The following is a 16990-nucleotide window of genomic DNA, read 5'->3' as shown; positions in this document are numbered from 1 at the left end:
TCCACTATTACAAATCCAAAGAGGGCAACCTCGGAGACGATCTCAATGCGTGGATGTGGAACAGGCTGATGCCGCCTGAGCTGCTCGACCGCGAGGACGGCGCGCACATGCTGGGCATCGGCACCATCATCGGCATGCCGGCCCCCCAGAGCGGCCGCAAGATCGTGTTCTCCAGCGGCGTCGGCTACGGCGCCGCCGTGCCGAGAGCGGATGACCAGGACTGGCGGTTCGACTGTGTGCGAGGGCCGCTGACGGCCCGGGTGCTGGGGCTGCCGGCCGAGACGGCCGTGACGGACGGCGCGATCCTGCTGGCCTCGTTCGACGAGTTGAAGACGCCGCCGTCCCAGCGGGAGGGGGTGGTGTTCATGCCCCATATATCGGTCGTCGATCTGGTCGACTGGGCGGCGGTCTGTTCCGACGCCGGCGTCACCTTTCTGGATCCGCGGGGCGACCATTTCGAGACGCTGAAGGCGCTGGGCCGGGCGCGCCTGGTCCTGGCCGACGCCATGCACGCGGCCATCATCTGCGACGCTCTGCGGGTGCCGTGGATCCCCCTGCGCAGCTCCAGCGAGATCAGCGGCTTCAAGTGGCTGGACTGGACGCTGTCGCTGGACATGGATTACGCGCCCATCGATCTGCCGACGCTGAGCCCGGCGCACCGGGCGCATCAGCTCAAATCCGACTTCATGATCAGCCAGTACCTTGACCGCCGACAGCTCGCGCAGGGCGCCGACGGCGAAATGACGGCGTTGAAGGCCTATATCGATCACCAGGCTCTGCCCAAATCGCGGCGCGTGGCGTCGATTCTGGCCAAGAAGGCCTATGCGAGCCTGGTTCCGTCTCTGCTTCACTCCCCGATCGGAGACGGCCTGATCAAGTCGCCGGCCCAGCCCCGGCGCGAGCTGACGCAGCTCTTCAAGCGCCTGAGTCACGACGTGCCGGGGCAAATCAGCGCCGACGCCGTTTTCGACTCGCGATACGACGAAATGCGGCGGCGATTGGACGCTCTGGTCGCCACGGAAATGGAACGCTCATGAGCGGGGAATCACGGGCCGGCGACGAGCGGCTCGGCGTTACGGCCATCGTCACCTGCTTCAATGAAGGCGCCTTCATCATGGAGGCGGTCCGGTCGATCCTGAACCAGACCCGGTCGGATCTGATCGACGAGGTCATTGTGCTCGACGACGGATCACAGGCCGAAACCCTGGCGGTGCTGGCCCAGGTCGAGACGATCGACCCTCGCGTCCGCGTCATCTACGGGCCCGGCGGCGCGCGCCAGGCGGCCCAGCGCAACAAAGGCGTCGCGGCGGCCGCTTCGCCGCTGGTCGCTTTCCTGGACGGCGACGATCTCTGGGCCCCGCGGCGGATCGAGCGGCAGGTCGAGCTGTTCGCCCGCGATCCGGGCCTGGACCTTGTCTATGCTGATTTCTACGCCTTTTCCGCGGACCTCGAATCGGCCAGACGGGCCGGCGTGCTGGACATCACCCGTTCGGAAGACCTGGTGATGACGTTCTTCATGAACGATCCGCCCATACTGCCCTCCACCGTCCTGATGCGAGCGGACGCCTATCGCCAGGTTGGCGGCATGGACGCCGCCATCGCCTGTTTCGAGGAAACCGATTTCTATCTGCGGCTGGCCAAGACGTCGCGGTTTGGACTGGTGGACGAGCCCCTCCTCTATAAGCGCAATCGCCAGGAGAGCGTGACCGGCGGGCGCAAGGATCTGATGGCCTATCACGCCTTTGTCGCCTTCAAGGCCGCGGCCGACGAGCCGCGCCTCCTGCGGCTGGCGCCCAAGCGGCTGGCTGAACGCGCCAGGAAGCTGGGCAATCACAAGTTCCTGCTGGGCGACGACAAGGCCGCCGCCGAATTGCTTCGCCTGGCCACCCGACTGGACATGTTCAATTGGCGCGCCTGGGCGACTTACATCGGCTCGGCCTTCTTCGCGCGGCCGATCAATTATCTGTTCGGCCGCCGCCTGAAGGCGCGTCGTGCGGCGCTTGGAATCCAGGAGCCATGAGTCGTTCCGCGGCGCGCGGCGCTGTCATCCTGACCTGTGAATATCCGCCGTTCCCGGGGGGCATCGGCACGGTCGCCGGCCGGCTGGCGGACGAAGTCCGCGCGGGCGGCAAGTCCCTGACGGTGATCGCGCCCGACTATCCCGACCTGCCGCCGCCCGGCGCTGAGCCGGACGTGCGGCGGATCCTGCGGCATCACAAGATCTCGCCCAAGGCCGCGCTGCGCAGCCTGGCGATGCTGGTCGGAGCATCGCGGGACCGGATCATCTTCGCGGCCGATATCCGCACGGTCGTTCTGGCCTATGTTTTTCACAAGCTGACGGGGCGACCCTATCGCGTGATGATCCACGGCAGTGAGGTGACCAAGTTCACCGGCCCGTCGCTGGCCCGCAGCCTGGTTCGCGCCTCGTATCTGAGCGCCGAGACGCTGTGCTCGAACTCGGCCGCGACCCTGGCCCTGTTCGTCGAGAGCTTCGGAGCCGCGCCCCAGGGCCAGGTCGACTATCTGGGCGTCGAGGCCGAATGGTTCGAACCGCTCGACGGTCCGTTCGACGATCCGCGCCTTGCCGCCCTGCCGGCCCAGACGCGGGTCGTCTCGACGGTGGGCCGTGTCGAGCCCCGCAAGGGCCAGTTGCAGGCGGTCGAGGTGATTGCCGCCGCCCAGGCCCAAGAGCTGGATGAAGCCTTCGTCTACGTGATCGCGGGACGCGCCGAGAGCGACACCTATGTCGCCGAGATCGAGGCCCGGGCCCGCGCGCTGAACGTGTCGGTGCTGGTGACGGGCCGCCTGTCGAACGACGACCTGCGGCGGCTCTACGCCCGCAGCCTGGTTCAAATCCTCTGCGCCCAACCGCTGGACGGCAAGGTCGAGGGCTTCGGCCTGGTCCTGCTCGAGGCCGCCGCCCAAAGGTGTCCGACAATCGCCACGCGCACCGGCGGCATCCCCGAGGTGCTCGGCGATACGGGCGGCTATCTGTTCGAGCCGTCCGACGTCGGGGGCATGGGCGCCAAGCTCGCCGAACTGGCGGCGGACGGCGACCAGCGCGGGGCCGCCGGCCTGGCCGCGCGCAGCCGCGCCTCGGAATTCACCTGGAGGCGCTTCGCCCGAGGCGTTTTCCCTGAACTGTTCACCGAGGACTAGCGGCGCCACCAATCCAACACGAACGGCGTCGAGGTTTTTCTCTCCGGCCCTGATCTGGAGGAGACTGCAGATGTCGAGCTCTTGGCGTTGCATCAGTTGCGTCGTTGTCGTGGCGGTTCTCGGCGCCTCGAACGTCGAGGCCCGGGACAGGGCTGACCGGCCGCCCGCGAAGCTGGATCCGGAGGGCTTCACCCTGGCCTTTCACGACGACTTCGACACGCTCAGCGTGACGAAAGATGGCGGAGCGGGGCCGTGGTTCGCGCCGGTGCACTACACCTTCGGGGCCGCGCGCCTGGTCCCGCCGGGACCGACCGGGCCGTTCTCGGCGGCCAATGGCGAGCTGACGATCCGGGCGTCGACCGACGGCAAGGCCTGGACCAGCGGGACCATGCAGACCGTGGATTCCCACGGAAGGGGCTTTTCGCAGCGCTACGGCTATTTCGAGATGCGCGCCCGGCTGCCGACCGGACCGGCGACGTGGCCGGCCTTCTGGCTGCTGACCTTGAACAACGTGACGGAGTCCGGCACGACCCGAGGCGAAATCGACGCCGTGGAGGCCTATGGCGACCAACCGCGCGTGCTGCACCATGGCCTTCACCTGACGCCCGGAAAGCAGAAGCGCTGGCACTTCTCCAAGCAGGTCAAGGTCCCGAACGCCGACCTGGCCGAGTATCACACCTACGGGGTGATGGTGACGCCGACCTGGGTGGCCTTCTATTTCGACCGCGAACAGACCTACGAGTTTCCGGCCCTGCCGGAATACGGGCAGCCCCTGTATATGCTGGTCGATCTGGCCATGACCAAGGCGTCGCTCGGGCGGGCGCAGAACCCGTCTCTGATGACGATCGACTACGTCCGGGCCTACGCTCTGCCTCCGGCGCTCATCGGCGACCGGTAGCATCTAGGATATTTGGTCTCGATGGCCGTCAGGCCTTGTGGAAGGTGGGCCACCACTTGGCGAATTGATCCAGGCCCTGGGCGAGCTTCACCTTGGGCTTGTAGCCCGTCAGCGCATTCAGCTTGTCGATATCGGCATAGGTGGCCGTCACGTCGCCGGGCTGCATGGGACGCATGATCTTCGTGGCTTGCTGGCCAAGAGCGGCCTCAAGCGTCGTGATCATCTCCATCAGGCCGACCGGATCATTGTCGCCAATGTTGTAGAGTTCGTGGCCGCCCGGCGCCGGCGGGTTGTCGAGCACGCCGACGATCCCGTCGACGATGTCGTCGATATAGGTGAAGTCGCGGGCCATCTTGCCTTCGCCATAGACCTCGATGGGCTCGCCGTTGAGGATCTTCTGGGTGAAGCCGTAATAGGCCATGTCCGGCCGGCCCCAGGGGCCGTAGACGGTGAAGAACCGCAGGCCCGACATCGGAAAGCCGTAGAGCTTGGCGTAGCTGATGCTCATCAGCTCGTTGGCGCGCTTGGTGGCCGCGTAGAGCGACACCGGCGCGTCGACGGGATCGGTTTCCTTGAAGCCCGCGCCCGCCAGGGGGCGATCGCCGTAGACGCTGCTGGACGAGGCGTAGACCAGATGGGTCACGCCGTTGTGGCGCGCGGCCTCCAGCACCGACAGATGGCCGGCCAGGTTGGAGCGCTGATAGGCGAAGGGATTCTCGATCGAATAGCGGACCCCGGCCTGGGCGGCCAGGTGGACGATCCGCTTGGCGCCGCTGTCACGGACCAGCGCCATCATCGCCGCATCGTCGGCGATGTCCATGCGAACCATGCTGAAGCCCTGCCGGCCGTCCAGGCGAGCGGCGCGGGCGGCCTTCAGGGTCGGGTCGTAGTAGTCGTTGAACACGTCGACGCCGATCACCGTCTCGCCGCGGTCGAGCAAGCGCTCGGCCACGTGCATGCCGATGAAGCCGGCGGCGCCGGTGACGATGACCGGCCCGGTGCTCATGCGCCGCGTCCGATGGAAGCGTAGGTGAAGCCGGCGCGGACCATCTCGGCGGGCTTATAGACATTGCGCAGATCGACGATGATGGGAGCCTTGAGCAGGCTCTTGAGCCGGTCCAGGTCCAGGGCCCGGAACTGGTCCCACTCGGTGATGATCACCAGCACGTCGGCGTCCTGGGCCGCCTCGTAGGGGCCGGCGACGAAGTTCACGCCCGGCATCATGTGGGCGGCTTCCTTGGCGCCTTCCGGATCGAAGGCCTGAACCTTGGCGCCCTTGGCGATCAGGGCCGGCAGGATGTCCAGGCTGGGGGCGTCGCGCATGTCGTCGGTGTTGGGCTTGAAGGTCACGCCCAGCACGCCGACCGTCTTGCCGGCCAGGTCGTCGGTCCCCAGGACGGCCGCGACCTTTTCGGCCATGGCCTTCTTGCGGGCGTCGTTCACCGCCACCGTGGTCTCGATCAGCTTGACGGGGGCGCCGTACTGCTGAGCGGTGCGCACCAGGGCGATGGTGTCCTTGGGGAAGCACGAGCCGCCATAGCCGGGACCGGCGTTGAGGAACTTGCCGCCGATGCGCTTGTCCAGGCCGATGCCGCGGGCCACCTGCTGCACGTCGGCCCCGACCTTCTCGCACAGGTCGGCCATCTCGTTGATGAAGGTGATCTTCATGGCCAGGAAGGCGTTGGCCGCGTACTTGATCAGCTCGCTGGTCCGCCGGCCGGTGAAGACGATCGGCGTCTCGTTCAGGCTCAGCGGGCGATAAAGCTCGCGCATCACCGCCTGGGCGCGTTCGTCCTCGGTGCCGACCACGACGCGATCGGGACGTTTGAAGTCCTCGATCGCCGCGCCTTCGCGCAGGAATTCCGGATTGGAGACCACGGCGAACTGGGCGTCGGGACGGGCCTTCTTGATGATCGCCTCGACTTCGTCGCCGGTGCCCACCGGCACGGTCGACTTGGTCACGATCACGGTGAAGTCCTCGATCAGGCCGGCGATCTCCTCGGCGGCGGCATAGACGTAGCTGAGGTCGGCATGGCCGTCGCCGCGCCGGGTCGGGGTGCCCACGGCGATGAACACCGCGTCGGCTTCCTTGATCGCCTTGGCGCCTTCCAGGGTGAAGAACAGGCGGCCTTCGCGCACGTTGCGCGCCACCAGATCGTCCAGGCCCGGCTCGAAGATCGGGATTTCGCCCTTCTCCAGGCGCTCGATCTTGTTGGGATCCTTGTCGATGCAGGTCACCACGTGACCGAAGTCAGCGAAACAAGCGCCGGAAACCAGGCCCACATAGCCCGTGCCAATCATCGCTACGCGCATAAATCCCCACCTTAATAGGCCCCCGCCCAATGCGGCGGGACAAAGTTAGACGTCGGCTATCATTGTCCAACCGCCAGATGCAATCGTGATCAGGCGATATTTAGCCCATCGGTCCATTTCGCGACGGAAAATGCAGCCGGCCAACACACCCTGGCGCCGCGCGCGCGGCGAAAATATACAGCATCGACCGGCAAGCTAGATCGTATTTCAAACGTCAGTTCTTCTCGCTCCGCCCAGAGAGATTTCTATAACCGTCGTCGGAACACCTGAACTTTCACCTTCGGCGCGGCCCTCTCATCGCTTCGCAGCGATCTTGCCCAACGAAACGGCGCCGGCGCCCCCTGCGACACCATGACCCGAAAGATGAACGGCGGATAAATTGTCGGTTAAGGGTCTGTCCGCAATTTGCAGTCTAGTCTCGGTCCATTAAAACCAAGGTTAGTCTCATGGCTTGCTTCACTCTCCGCCCGTCGGACCGCTCGGAATTCGACTCGTTGCTCGGCGAACTGGCCGTCCAGTTCCCCGCCGCGCATGTCGAGGCCGCCCACAACGACAATTGGGCGTCTTACCGCGTCGACATCTCGTGCGACGCTCCGTGGGAAGGCGATCTGACCGCCTGGCTGCAGAGCAAGCACGGCAACTGCCCGCGCACCTGATCTAGACCTATTGGCTCGCCCACAGGATGCGGGCGATCCACACGACCTCGGCCAGGTCCAGCGTCAAGTCTTGGCCGTCGCGATTGAGCGAAGCCAGTTCGACGCTGCGGGCCGTGACCCGCGCCATCTCCTTGATCAGCAATTCGCCGCCCGTGGTCCTCACCACCACGCGGTCGCCCCGTCGGGGCGGAGCGGTCGGCGAGACCAGGATGCGGTCGCCGTCGCGAAAAATCGGCGCCAGGGCGTCGCCGCTGATCTCCAGGGCGTAAACCCCCTCCTCGGCCAACCCCGGAAAATCGATCTCGTCCCACCCGGCGCCGCTCGGGGCCCCGTTTTCGTCGAACAGGCCCTCGGCTCCGGCCTGGGCGAAGCCGATCAGCGGCACGGCGCGCGGATCGCGGCGAGGATCGAGCCTGGGCGCCCGCTCGGTCAGGGCCGCGAACTCCGAAAAGCCGACCCCCGTCGCCTCCAGCACCTTGGCCAGGCTCTCGGTCGAGGGCCAGCGCGGACGAGACTCCCCTTCGCCGCGCTTTGAACGATTGAAGCTGGTCGGGTCCAGGCCAGCAAGCTTCGCCATGGCCGAAGGACTCATGTCGAAGCGCTTGGCCAGGGCGTCGATCGCGGTCCAGATTTCGGTGTGCGACAGAGACGACATGGCTGCTTCCTGGCCGTGACCCCGGAAAATATGCCTCCCCTCTAGGAAAGTAAACCTAACCCTCCGCGGCCAAGTTGACGCTTACGTAAACGTTGACGTCAGATTGTCGCGGCCATATGGTGATCGACGATAACCAACCGGCCCGTCCGCAGAAGTCGGGCCTGCCCAGGGAGGGTTCGAATGTTGGCCGACCTGCGACGTCCAGAGCGCACGTTTACAATCCGTCAGCTGTGCAACGAGTTCAAAGCCACGCCTCGCGCGCTGCGCTTCTACGAAGACAAGGGGCTGCTGACCCCGGCCCGCGAGGGCCTCAACCGCGTCTATTCCCACAAGGACCGCGTCCGCTTGCAACTGATCCTGCGCGGCAAGCGCGTGGGCCTGTCGCTGTCGGAAATCCGCGAACTGCTCGACCTCTATGACGAAAACGACGACGGCGCGGCCCAGATGGCCCGGTCGCTGAAGAAGTTCCGCGAGCGCGCCTTGGCGCTGGAACAGCAGCGCGAGGACATCGACGGCGCCCTGATCGAACTGCACGACGCCTGCGCCCGCCTCGAGCGGCGCCTGGCCGAAATCCGCCCGGACCTGCTGCCTCGCGCCGCCGACTACGACCAGGTGCTGCGCGCTCGACTCGACGGTCACGGCGAGGCCGCTTTAGGCAAGTAGAACCTGACCCGCGCCCTCCCTCCGAAATCGGAGGGAGGCAGAGAACCACCGCCTTTCTTCCCGATCCTCCCCGATCTGACTGACCAGGACCGTTTCATGACCTACCAGCCGCCCGTTCGCGAACACGCCTTCCTTCTGCGCGACGTGCTCAACATCGATCAGCACGGCAATCTGCCGGGCTTCGCCGATGCGCCCTTCGAGACCGTCGAGCAGATCCTCGAGGCCGCCGCCCAGTTCACAGGCGAGGTCCTGGCCCCGCTGAACAGCGTCGGCGACAAGCAAGGCTGCGTCTGGCACAAGGACTTCACGGTCAAGACGCCGGACGGTTTCAAGGAAGCTTACAAGCAACTGTGCGAAGGCGGCTGGACGGGCCTGGGTTCGGATCCGACCTATGGCGGCCAGGGCCTGCCCCATGTCGTCAACCTGGCCTTCAGCGAGATGTCGAGCTCGGCCAACATGGCCTTCTCGATGTATCCGGGCCTGGCCCACGGCGCCTATTCGGCCATTCACACCGGCGGCAACGACGCCCAGAAGGACCTCTACCTGCCCAAGATGGTCTCGGGCGAGTGGACCGGCACCATGAACCTGACCGAGCCGCACTGCGGCACGGACCTGGGCCTGCTGCGCACCAAGGCTGTCCCGCAGGCCGACGGCAGCTACAGGATCACCGGCCAGAAGATCTGGATCAGCGCCGGCGAGCACGACATGGCCGACAACATCGTCCACCTGGTGCTGGCCCGCATCGAGGGCGCCCCGGCCGGCGTGAAGGGCATCAGCCTGTTCATCGTGCCGAAGTTCCTGCCCAAGGAAGACGGTTCGGTGGGCGAGCGCAACGAGGGCGCCAAGTGCGTGGGCCTCGAAGAGAAGATGGGCATCCACGGCAACGCCACCTGCGTGATGCAGTACGAGGACGCCAAGGGCTGGCTGATCGGCGAAGAGAACGCCGGCCTGAAGATCATGTTCGTGATGATGAACGAGGCCCGCATCGGCGTGGGCCTGCAGGGCGTCGCCCAGGCCGAGGCCGCCTATCAAGCGGCCGCCGCCTTCGCCAAGGACCGCCTGCAAGGCCGTTCGCTGACCGGCCCCAAGAACCCCGACGGCCCGGCCGATCCGATCATCGTCCACCCGGACGTGCGTCGCATGCTGCTGGAGAGCAAGGCCCTGATCGAAGGCGGCCGCGCCTTCCTGTTCTGGACCGCCCTGCACGGCGACCTGGCGCACCATCATCCGGACGAGGCCGTGCGCGCCAAGGCCGAGGACTATATGGGCCTGATGACCCCAGTGCTGAAAGGCTACCTGACCGACAAGGGCTTCAAGATCTGTTCGGACGCCATGCAGGTGCACGGCGGCAGCGGCTTCACCGAGCACTTCCCGGCCAGCCAGTATCTGCGCGATGTCCGCATCGCCCTGATCTACGAGGGCACCAACGGCATCCAGGCGCTCGACCTGGTCGGCCGCAAGCTGGCGGCCAAGGGCGGCCGCGGCGTGATGACCTTCTTCCAGGAAATCGATCAGTTCATCGGCGAGAACGATGGCGACGCCGAGCTGAAGCCGTTCATCGAGGCCCTGGCCGGCGTGAAGGCCCAACTGCAGGACGGCACCATGTGGCTGATGCAGAACGGCCTGCAGAACCCCGACAACGCCGGCGCGGCCTCGACCGACTACATGCATCTCTTCGGCCTGGCCGGCCTGGCCTACATGTGGGCTCTGATGGTCAAGGCGGCCAACGCCAAGATCGCCGCCGGCTCGACCGACCCGTTCTTCACCACCAAGGTCGTCACGGCGAAATATTTCATCGAGCGCATCTTGCCTGACGCAGGGGCGCATCTGGCCAAGCTGAAGACCGGTTCGGCGACCCTGATGGCGCTGCCCGCGGAGGCCTTCTGATCATGGGCGTGCTCAACGTCGAAAAGCCGGCCTTCATGGCCGAAGAGGACATCGCGATCTTCGAGGACGCGGTCGGCAAGTTCTTCGACGAGCACGCCCCCGAGGCCGTGGTGGCGACGTGGCGCAAGAACCACGTCGTCGACCGCGAGATGTGGAACACCGCCGGGCGGGCGGGCCTTCTGGGCCTGACCGTTCCGGAACAATACGGCGGGGCCGGCGGCGACTATCGCCATGAGGCCGTGCTGATGGAGCAGCTGGGCCTGAAGGGCGTCGACGGCTTCGGCATCAGCCTGCACAACGCCATCGTCGCCCCGTACATCTTCCACTACGGGACCGAGGAGCAGAAGCAACGCTGGCTGCCGCGCCTCTGCACCGGCGAGCTGGTCGGCGCCATCGCCATGACCGAGCCTGGCGCGGGCTCCGATCTGCAGGGGATCAAGTCCTCGGCCAAGCAGGTCGGCAACCAGTATGTGATCAACGGGTCCAAGACCTTCATCACCAACGGCCAGACCGCCAACCTGATCATCGTCGTGGTCAAGACCGACCCGACCGCCGGCGCGCGCGGCACCTCGCTGATCGTGGTCGAGACCGACGGCGTCGAGGGTTTCGAGCGCGGCCGCAATCTCGACAAGCTGGGCCACGAGGCCCAGGACACGTCCGAGCTGTTCTTCAACGACGTCAAGGTCCCCACCGAGAACCTGCTGGGTTCGGACGAGGGCCAGGGCTTCTTCCAGCTGATGGGCCAACTGCCCCAGGAGCGGCTGAACATCGCCGTCCAGGGCATGGCCACCATCGAGCGGGCGCTGGAGCTCACCATCGCCTACGTCAAGGACCGCAAGGCCTTCGGCAAGGCGATCATCGACTTCCAGAACACTCAGTTCGTGCTGGCCGAATGCAAGACCGAGGCGACCGTGGCCAAGGTGTTCGTCAATCACTGCATCGAGCAGCATCTGGCCGGCAAGCTGGACGCCGTCACCGCCTCGATGGCCAAGTACTGGGTCAGCGACCTGGAGAACAAGATCGTCGACCGTTGCCTGCAGCTGTTCGGCGGATACGGCTTTATGAACGAGTACCCGATCGCCCGGATGTATCGCGACAGCCGCGTGCAGCGCATCTATGGCGGCACCAACGAGATCATGAAGTTGCTGATCGCAAGGACGCTCTAGCATGCTGCTCGAAGCCGCCGTCGTCCTGTGCCTGACCAACGCAACCGACATGGCCGTGTCCGGATTGGTGCGCGACGGCCGCTTCAAGACCACCTCGGCCAAGCTCGAGGGCAACAGCCTGACCTATCGCGAGCCCCTGGCCGAGACGCCGTTCCCGGCGGTGGAGGCCGGCCAGACCGGCTGCGCCAGCGTCGATGGACTGGCCCTGGCCAAGCCGCAGCTGGTGGTCCGGGCGGGCCAATCCCCGGCGGTGATCGCCGCCGCGAATGGTGAGCGCCGGGGCGACACGATCTGCCGTCCGCCCCGGCCGCTCAAGGCCGGCGAACGCCTGACCTTCGTCTATCGCAAGAGCTTGTTTGGCCAGCTTACATGCAAGGAGACCCGCTGATGCCGATCGCCGTTGCTCCGCCGCCCGCTCAGGTCGCTTCGGCCCAAGTCGATTCTGGCAGCCGCTCGGCCGTCGTCTGCGTGCGCGCGGCCGGCCCACGGCCGCTGTTCTTCACCGGCAAGCTGGTGGCCAAGAACCCCGCCTCCAAACCGCCGGGCGATTTCGAGCTGCCGCTGAAGGCCAATGTCGATCAGTGCAACAACCTGCTGCGCTCGAAGGTGGCTGACTGGAACCTGTCGGTGACGACGCCCGGCTTCACCGCCTGTAAGCTGCCCGCGCCGGAGTTCGGCTATCGCGTCACCTACAGCGCCAAGGCCTCGGCCCGCGGCCTGTCGTGCGGACAGATCGCCAAGTCGCCGATCGGCGCCTGGAAATGATTTCGGACCTACGCCTTGTTGACGCTGTTGGCCTTGATCTGGGCCGCGCCGCGGGCGTCCAGGTCCTGGCGCGTGGCCTCCAGGCTGAGCGGACCCAGCAGGGTGGCGTTGACGGCGTCCATGCCGGGCGCGGCGACGCCGGGCTTGCGGGCGATCAGGTAGCGCAGGCTCAGCCGCTCGTTGTCGGCGGCGTCGGGCTGGGTGCCGTGCAGGGTGCAGGCGTGCCACATGGCCGCATAGCCGGTTTGGCCGGTCAGCAGGTGTTGCCTGGTCTGAACCTCCTGGCCGCGCCCGTCGCGGTACAGCCAACCGCCCTCGTTCTTGGTCAGATCATGCGGGAACAGCGTCCCGCCCAGCTTGTGGCTGTCCTCCAGCAGGAACAGCGGGGCGTCGTGCGGCCCCACGTCGTGCAGGTAGATGTAAAGGGTGATGAAGTCGGCTTCCCGGTCCTTGTAGTCGATCAGGTCCTGGTGGAAGTCGATGCCGTAGAAATAGGTGATGTCCCGGAACGGCGGCCTGACATAGGCGCCCAGGTTGTTGACCGGATTGCCGGCGATACGGGCCTTCAGCCAGTCGGGCACGACGCTGGCCGGCACGCCGCAGATCAGCTTCTTGAGCAGGACCTCGTAGCCGTCGCCCAGCAGGGCGGTCAGGGCCGAGACGATGGCCGGGTCCTTCTCGACGAAGGCCAGGTCGTCCTCGAACCGCTCCAGCAGGTTCCTGCCGGGCGCGGGGTTGACCCCTATATATTGCGGGTCGGCGTCAAACTCGGCTTCCGACAGGAAGAGGTCCGCATCGAACGTGCGCAACGCACGGATCTTGGCCAGCAGGGCGCTCGCCGCCGCCGGGTCCACGCCGCCGCCGAACACATGATAGCCGCGCGCGATGAAGTCGCTCACCACCGGGTGGGCTTTGTTCGTCGAGCGCTCAGCTGCCGTCATCGTCCTGATCTCCAAACCACCGGAATCAGACGCCTTTTTGGTTAACGAACCATCCAAGTCTACGCAGGAAGGAGCCATCAAATGGCCGACGCTTACATCTTTGACGCCGTGCGCACCCCGCGCGGCAAGGGCAAGAAGGACGGATCTCTGCACGAGATCACGGCCCTGTCCCTGGCCACCCAGGTTCTGGAAAGCCTGCGCGACCGCAACAACCTCGACACCGCCTATGTCGACGACGTCGTCCTGGGCTGCGTCGCCCCGGTCGGCGAACAGGGCAGCGACATCGCCCGCACCGCCGTGCTGACCGCCGACTACGCCGAAAGCGTCGCCGGCGTGCAGATCAACCGCTTCTGCGCCTCGGGCCTGGAAGCCGTGAACATGGCCGCGGCCAAGGTCGCGTCTGGGGAAGCAAGCCTGGCCATCGGCGGCGGCGTCGAGAGCATGAGCCGCGTGCCCATGGGCAGCGACGGCGGCGCCTGGCCGACCGACCCCTCCTCGGCCTTCAAGACCTATTTCGCCCCGCAGGGCGTCTCGGCCGACCTGATCGCCTCGCTGTACGGCTTCAGCCGCGACGACGTCGACGCCTACGCCGTCGAAAGCCAGCGCCGGGCCGCCGCCTCGTGGGCCGACGGCCGCTTCAAGAAGTCGGTGATCGGCGTGAAGGACCAGTTGGGCCTGACGATCCTCGACCACGACGAAACCGTGCGTGGCGCCACCACCATGCAGACCCTGGCCTCGCTGAACCCCTCGTTCCAGGGCATGGGCGACATGGCCTTCGACGCCGTGGTCACCCAACGCTATCCGCAGGTGGAGAAGGTCAACCACGTCCACCACGCCGGCAACAGCTCGGGCATCGTCGACGGCGCCGCCGGCGTGCTGATCGGCACCAAGGAAATGGGCGAGGCTCTGGGCCTGAAGGCCCGCGCCCGCATCAAGGGCGCCGCCTCGATCGGCAGCGAGCCCTCGATCATGCTGACCGGCCCCTCGCTGGTCACCGAGAAGCTGCTCAAGAAGCTGAAGATGGAGGTCAAGGACATCGACCTCTACGAGCTGAACGAAGCCTTCGCCGCCGTCGTCCTGCGCATGATGCAGGCCCTGAACATCCCGCACGACAAGATGAACGTGAACGGCGGCGCCATCGCCATGGGCCACCCCCTGGGCGCCACCGGCGCGATGATCCTGGGCACCATGCTCGACGAGCTGGAGCGCTCGGACAAGGAAACCGCCCTGATCACCCTGTGCGTCGGCGCCGGCATGGGCACCGCCACCGTCATCGAACGCGTCTAAGGAGCTAACACCATGGAAAACTTCAAGATCGAGGTCGATTCCGACGGCGTGGCCCTGGTCACTTTCGACGTGCCCGGCCGGACGATGAACACCCTGACCGCCTCGGTGATCAAGGAAGTCGGCGAGGTCGTCGAGCGCATCAAGAGCGACGACTCCATCAAGGGCGCCGTCATCACTTCGGGCAAGACGACCGGCTTCTGCGCCGGCGCCGATCTGGGTGAACTCGGTGGTTCGGGCGGCATCGGCGGCGGCGCCGGCGGCGAAGAGGGCCTGAAGGCCGCCTTCGAAGCCGGCTTCGCGCTCAACAAGGCGTTCCGCGCCCTGGAAACCTGCGGCAAGCCGGTGGCCGCGGCCATCAACGGCCTGGCCATGGGCGGCGGTCTCGAGATCACGCTCGCCTGTCACTATCGCGTCGTGGCCGACAATCCGAAGATCCAGCTGGCCCTGCCGGAGGCCAAGGTCGGCCTGCTGCCCGGCGCCGGCGGCACCCAGCGCCTGCCGCGCCTGATCGGCGTGATGGCCGCCGCGCCGTACCTGCTGGAAGGCAAGTCGATGAAGCCGGCCGAGGCCCTGGCCCTCAAGGTCGTGCATGAAGTCGTGCCGGCCGACCAAGTTGTCGAAGCCGCCAAGACCTGGGTCAAGACCAAGGGCGACCCGGTCGCACCGTGGGACAAGAAGGACTTCAAGCTCCCCGGCGGCGGTCCCTACACCGCCGGCGGCAGCCAGGTGTTCGTGATGGGCAACGCCATGCTGCGCAAGCAGACCTATGGCAACTATCCGGCCCAGCTGAACATCATGAAGGCGGTCTATGAGGGCACGCAGGTGCCGTTCGACGCCGCCCTGCGGATCGAGACCCGCTACTTCCTGAAGACCATGATGACGCCGCAGGCCAAGGGCATGATCCGCACCCTGTTCCTCTCCCTCCAGGAGCTGGGCAAGGGTTCGGGTCGTCCGGCCGGCGTGCCGCATTACGACGTCAAGAAGGTGGCCGTCCTGGGCGCCGGCATGATGGGCGCGGGCATCGCCTATGTGCAGGCCATGGCCGGCATCGAGAGCGTGCTGATCGACCAGACGCAGGAAGCCGCCGACAAGGGCAAGGCCTACGCCGAGGGCCTGGTCAAGAAGGCCGTCTCGCGCGGCAAGATGACCCAGGAAAAGGGCGACGCGATCCTGGCCCTGATCACCCCCACGACCGACTATGCCCTGGTCAAGGGTTCGGACCTGGTGGTCGAGGCCGTGTTCGAAAACCGCGAGGTCAAGGCCGAGGTCACCAAGAAGGCCGAGGCCCAACTGGCCGACACGGCGATCTTCGGCTCCAACACCTCGACCCTGCCGATCACCGGCCTGTCGAAGGCGTCGGTGCGTCCGGCCTCGTTCATCGGCATCCACTTCTTCTCGCCGGTCGACAAGATGGGCCTGGTCGAGATCATCATGGGTGAGCAGACCAGCCAGGAGGCCCTGGCCAAGTCGATCGACTATGTCCTGAAGATCAAGAAGACCCCGATCGTCGTCAACGACAGCCGCGGCTTCTACACGTCGCGCTGCTTCGGCACCTTCGTGCAGGAAGGCATGGAGCTGCTGGCCGACGGTTACGCCCCGGCCATCATCGACAATGTCGGTCGGGCCACCGGCATGCCGCGCGGTCCGCTGGAGATGCACGACGATGTCGCGCTGGACCTCTCCTACAAGATCGCCCAGCAGACCAAGAAGGACCTCGGCGACAAGTACGAGGAGCGTCCCTTCACCACGATCATCGAGAAGATGGTCGACGGCGAAGGCCGCTACGGCCGCAAGAACGGCAAGGGCTTCTACGACTATCCGGAGAACGGTCCCAAGGTGCTGTGGAAGGGTCTGTCCGACCTGGCGCCGGTCAAGATCGCCGAGGTCGACAAGGCCGGCATCGAGGAGATCCGCACCCGGCTCCTCTACCGCCAGGCCGTGGAAGCCGCCCGCTGCTTCGAGGAAGGCGTGATCACCGACCCGCGTGAAGCCGATGTCGGGGCCATCCTGGGCTGGGGCTTCGCGCCCTGGACCGGCGGCCCGGTCAGCCTGATCGACGGCGTGGGCGTGGCCAAGTTCGTCGAGGCCTGCGACGCCCTGGCCCAGAAGTACGGCGCGCGCTTCGCCCCGCCGCAGCTGCTGCGCGACATGGCCGCCAAGGGCGAGACCTTCTACAGCCGCTTCGGCGTCAAGGAGAAGGCCGCCGCCTAGAAGCGACGTCCAACGATAACGGAAGGGCCCGGCGGCGACGCCGGGCCCTTTTCGTTTGGCCGTTCGTTGCAAACCTGACTTGTCCCGGCCACGGTCCCGCCGCACCCCGCCGCTAGAGCTTGGCCTGGTGAGATCGAGCCTATCTTTGACGCATCCCGCCAATGACGGCGTAGCGGCGGTCCGCCAGGAAGGTCGTGATGCGCCAGGTCCAGGACCACGTTCCATGAGATCGGCCCGACGGCGCTTGCTGGTGGTCGGCGGTCTATCGTTGGCGTTCCACGCCCTGCTGGGCTGGTCCCTGCTGATCGGCGTGCCCGCCCCGCCGATCCTGGTCGAGCCCCGCAGCGTCGAGGTCAGCCTGCTGACCCCGGCGACGCCCGACCGTACCA

The 16990-nt window shown here is 66.3% G+C and carries 16 protein-coding genes; 12 read left to right on the top strand and 4 right to left on the bottom strand.

The genetic code is table 11. From position 1 onward, the window contains the following. Positions 1-68 precede the first annotated feature (68 nt). The 4 genes from WAL33_RS03340 to WAL33_RS03325 all read left to right on the top strand — a co-directional run bounded on the left by WAL33_RS03340 (position 69) and on the right by WAL33_RS03325 (position 4057). Positions 69-1037 carry a hypothetical protein gene (locus tag WAL33_RS03340; protein WP_422178466.1) on the top strand — a complete coding sequence of 323 codons (969 nt, stop codon included), beginning with the start codon at positions 69-71 and terminating at the stop codon, positions 1035-1037. Further along, a complete protein-coding gene (locus WAL33_RS03335; protein WP_422178464.1) occupies positions 1034-2020 on the top strand; it encodes a glycosyltransferase family 2 protein in 987 nt (328 codons plus the stop codon). Before WAL33_RS03340 ends, WAL33_RS03335 begins: the two co-directional genes overlap by 4 nt. Then, positions 2017-3159 carry a glycosyltransferase family 4 protein gene (locus tag WAL33_RS03330; protein ID WP_422178462.1) on the top strand — a complete coding sequence of 381 codons (1143 nt, stop codon included), beginning with the start codon at positions 2017-2019 and terminating at the stop codon, positions 3157-3159. Before WAL33_RS03335 ends, WAL33_RS03330 begins: the two co-directional genes overlap by 4 nt. Positions 3160-3229: 70 nt before the next feature. Further along, the gene (locus WAL33_RS03325) at positions 3230-4057 is read left to right on the top strand and encodes a glycoside hydrolase family 16 protein (RefSeq protein WP_422178460.1); all 828 of its coding nucleotides are present in this window, start codon (positions 3230-3232) and stop codon (positions 4055-4057) included. Between the two features lie 28 nt (positions 4058-4085). Here WAL33_RS03325 and WAL33_RS03320 read toward each other — a convergent pair whose 3' ends face one another. Together WAL33_RS03320 and WAL33_RS03315 are read right to left on the bottom strand one after the other, a co-directional pair. Next, a complete protein-coding gene (locus tag WAL33_RS03320; protein WP_422178458.1) occupies positions 4086-5063 on the bottom strand; it encodes an NAD-dependent epimerase/dehydratase family protein in 978 nt (325 codons plus the stop codon). Next, entirely contained in the window at positions 5060-6370 is a 1311-nt protein-coding gene (locus WAL33_RS03315; protein ID WP_422178456.1) for a UDP-glucose dehydrogenase family protein, read from the bottom strand. The genes WAL33_RS03320 and WAL33_RS03315 overlap by 4 nt, the downstream gene beginning before the upstream one ends. Before the next feature lie 446 nt (positions 6371-6816). Here WAL33_RS03315 and WAL33_RS03310 point away from each other — a divergent pair, with 446 nt between their 5' ends. Further along, positions 6817-7026, top strand: coding sequence for a hypothetical protein (locus tag WAL33_RS03310; protein WP_422178454.1), 210 nt, complete (start codon positions 6817-6819; stop codon positions 7024-7026). Between the two features lie 7 nt (positions 7027-7033). Here WAL33_RS03310 and WAL33_RS03305 read toward each other — a convergent pair whose 3' ends face one another. Continuing rightward, on the bottom strand, positions 7034-7681 hold the full coding sequence (locus WAL33_RS03305; protein WP_422178452.1) for a S24 family peptidase: 648 nt from the start codon (positions 7679-7681) through the stop codon (positions 7034-7036). A gap of 183 nt (positions 7682-7864) precedes the next feature. Here WAL33_RS03305 and WAL33_RS03300 point away from each other — a divergent pair, with 183 nt between their 5' ends. The 5 genes from WAL33_RS03300 to WAL33_RS03280 all read left to right on the top strand — a co-directional run bounded on the left by WAL33_RS03300 (position 7865) and on the right by WAL33_RS03280 (position 12162). Further along, the gene (locus tag WAL33_RS03300; protein WP_422178484.1) at positions 7865-8344 is read left to right on the top strand and encodes a MerR family transcriptional regulator; all 480 of its coding nucleotides are present in this window, start codon (positions 7865-7867) and stop codon (positions 8342-8344) included. Between the two features lie 96 nt (positions 8345-8440). Beyond that, positions 8441-10231 (top strand): acyl-CoA dehydrogenase C-terminal domain-containing protein, encoded by a 1791-nt coding sequence (locus WAL33_RS03295; RefSeq protein ID WP_422178450.1) that lies wholly within the window; start codon positions 8441-8443, stop codon positions 10229-10231. Between the two features lie 2 nt (positions 10232-10233). Next, entirely contained in the window at positions 10234-11397 is a 1164-nt protein-coding gene (locus WAL33_RS03290; protein ID WP_422178448.1) for an acyl-CoA dehydrogenase family protein, read from the top strand. Position 11398: 1 nt separating this feature from the next. Next, complete coding sequence (locus tag WAL33_RS03285; RefSeq protein ID WP_422178446.1) at positions 11399-11785, top strand: hypothetical protein; 387 nt, start codon at positions 11399-11401, stop codon at positions 11783-11785. Then, positions 11785-12162 (top strand): hypothetical protein, encoded by a 378-nt coding sequence (locus tag WAL33_RS03280; protein ID WP_422178444.1) that lies wholly within the window; start codon positions 11785-11787, stop codon positions 12160-12162. The genes WAL33_RS03285 and WAL33_RS03280 overlap by 1 nt, the downstream gene beginning before the upstream one ends. 8 nt (positions 12163-12170) lie before the next feature. Here WAL33_RS03280 and WAL33_RS03275 read toward each other — a convergent pair whose 3' ends face one another. Beyond that, complete coding sequence (locus WAL33_RS03275; protein ID WP_422178442.1) at positions 12171-13103, bottom strand: phytanoyl-CoA dioxygenase family protein; 933 nt, start codon at positions 13101-13103, stop codon at positions 12171-12173. Between the two features lie 81 nt (positions 13104-13184). On the opposite strand from WAL33_RS03275, the gene WAL33_RS03270 reads away from it, so the two are divergent. Then, positions 13185-14390: an acetyl-CoA C-acetyltransferase gene (locus tag WAL33_RS03270; RefSeq protein WP_422178440.1), complete on the top strand. Its 1206-nt coding sequence runs from the start codon at positions 13185-13187 to the stop codon at positions 14388-14390. A 12-nt stretch (positions 14391-14402) separates the two neighbouring features. Further along, a complete protein-coding gene (locus WAL33_RS03265) occupies positions 14403-16601 on the top strand; it encodes a 3-hydroxyacyl-CoA dehydrogenase NAD-binding domain-containing protein (RefSeq protein WP_422178438.1) in 2199 nt (732 codons plus the stop codon). The last annotated feature ends 389 nt before the right edge of the window (positions 16602-16990 follow it).

The organism is Caulobacter sp. (assembly GCF_049283275.1).
Lineage (GTDB): Bacteria > Pseudomonadota > Alphaproteobacteria > Caulobacterales > Caulobacteraceae > Caulobacter.
Note: the sequence above shows the minus strand (reverse complement) of the source record. Positions and strands in the feature narration are given on the sequence as shown.

What these genes read in the sequence shown, in the direction of transcription:
- WAL33_RS03340 (WP_422178466.1), top strand. Translation starts at nt 69, where the DNA reads ATGCCGCCTGAGCTGCTCGACCGCGAGGACGGCGCGCACATGCTGGGC.
- WAL33_RS03270 (WP_422178440.1), top strand. Translation starts at nt 13,185, where the DNA reads ATGGCCGACGCTTACATCTTTGACGCCGTGCGCACCCCGCGCGGCAAG.
- WAL33_RS03280 (WP_422178444.1), top strand. Translation starts at nt 11,785, where the DNA reads ATGCCGATCGCCGTTGCTCCGCCGCCCGCTCAGGTCGCTTCGGCCCAA.
- WAL33_RS03325 (WP_422178460.1), top strand. Translation starts at nt 3,230, where the DNA reads ATGTCGAGCTCTTGGCGTTGCATCAGTTGCGTCGTTGTCGTGGCGGTT.
- WAL33_RS03320 (WP_422178458.1), bottom strand. Translation starts at nt 5,063, where the DNA reads ATGAGCACCGGGCCGGTCATCGTCACCGGCGCCGCCGGCTTCATCGGC.
- WAL33_RS03275 (WP_422178442.1), bottom strand. Translation starts at nt 13,103, where the DNA reads ATGACGGCAGCTGAGCGCTCGACGAACAAAGCCCACCCGGTGGTGAGC.
- WAL33_RS03315 (WP_422178456.1), bottom strand. Translation starts at nt 6,370, where the DNA reads ATGCGCGTAGCGATGATTGGCACGGGCTATGTGGGCCTGGTTTCCGGC.
- WAL33_RS03295 (WP_422178450.1), top strand. Translation starts at nt 8,441, where the DNA reads ATGACCTACCAGCCGCCCGTTCGCGAACACGCCTTCCTTCTGCGCGAC.
- WAL33_RS03310 (WP_422178454.1), top strand. Translation starts at nt 6,817, where the DNA reads ATGGCTTGCTTCACTCTCCGCCCGTCGGACCGCTCGGAATTCGACTCG.
- WAL33_RS03335 (WP_422178464.1), top strand. Translation starts at nt 1,034, where the DNA reads ATGAGCGGGGAATCACGGGCCGGCGACGAGCGGCTCGGCGTTACGGCC.
- WAL33_RS03305 (WP_422178452.1), bottom strand. Translation starts at nt 7,681, where the DNA reads ATGTCGTCTCTGTCGCACACCGAAATCTGGACCGCGATCGACGCCCTG.
- WAL33_RS03285 (WP_422178446.1), top strand. Translation starts at nt 11,399, where the DNA reads ATGCTGCTCGAAGCCGCCGTCGTCCTGTGCCTGACCAACGCAACCGAC.
- WAL33_RS03290 (WP_422178448.1), top strand. Translation starts at nt 10,234, where the DNA reads ATGGGCGTGCTCAACGTCGAAAAGCCGGCCTTCATGGCCGAAGAGGAC.
- WAL33_RS03265 (WP_422178438.1), top strand. Translation starts at nt 14,403, where the DNA reads ATGGAAAACTTCAAGATCGAGGTCGATTCCGACGGCGTGGCCCTGGTC.
- WAL33_RS03330 (WP_422178462.1), top strand. Translation starts at nt 2,017, where the DNA reads ATGAGTCGTTCCGCGGCGCGCGGCGCTGTCATCCTGACCTGTGAATAT.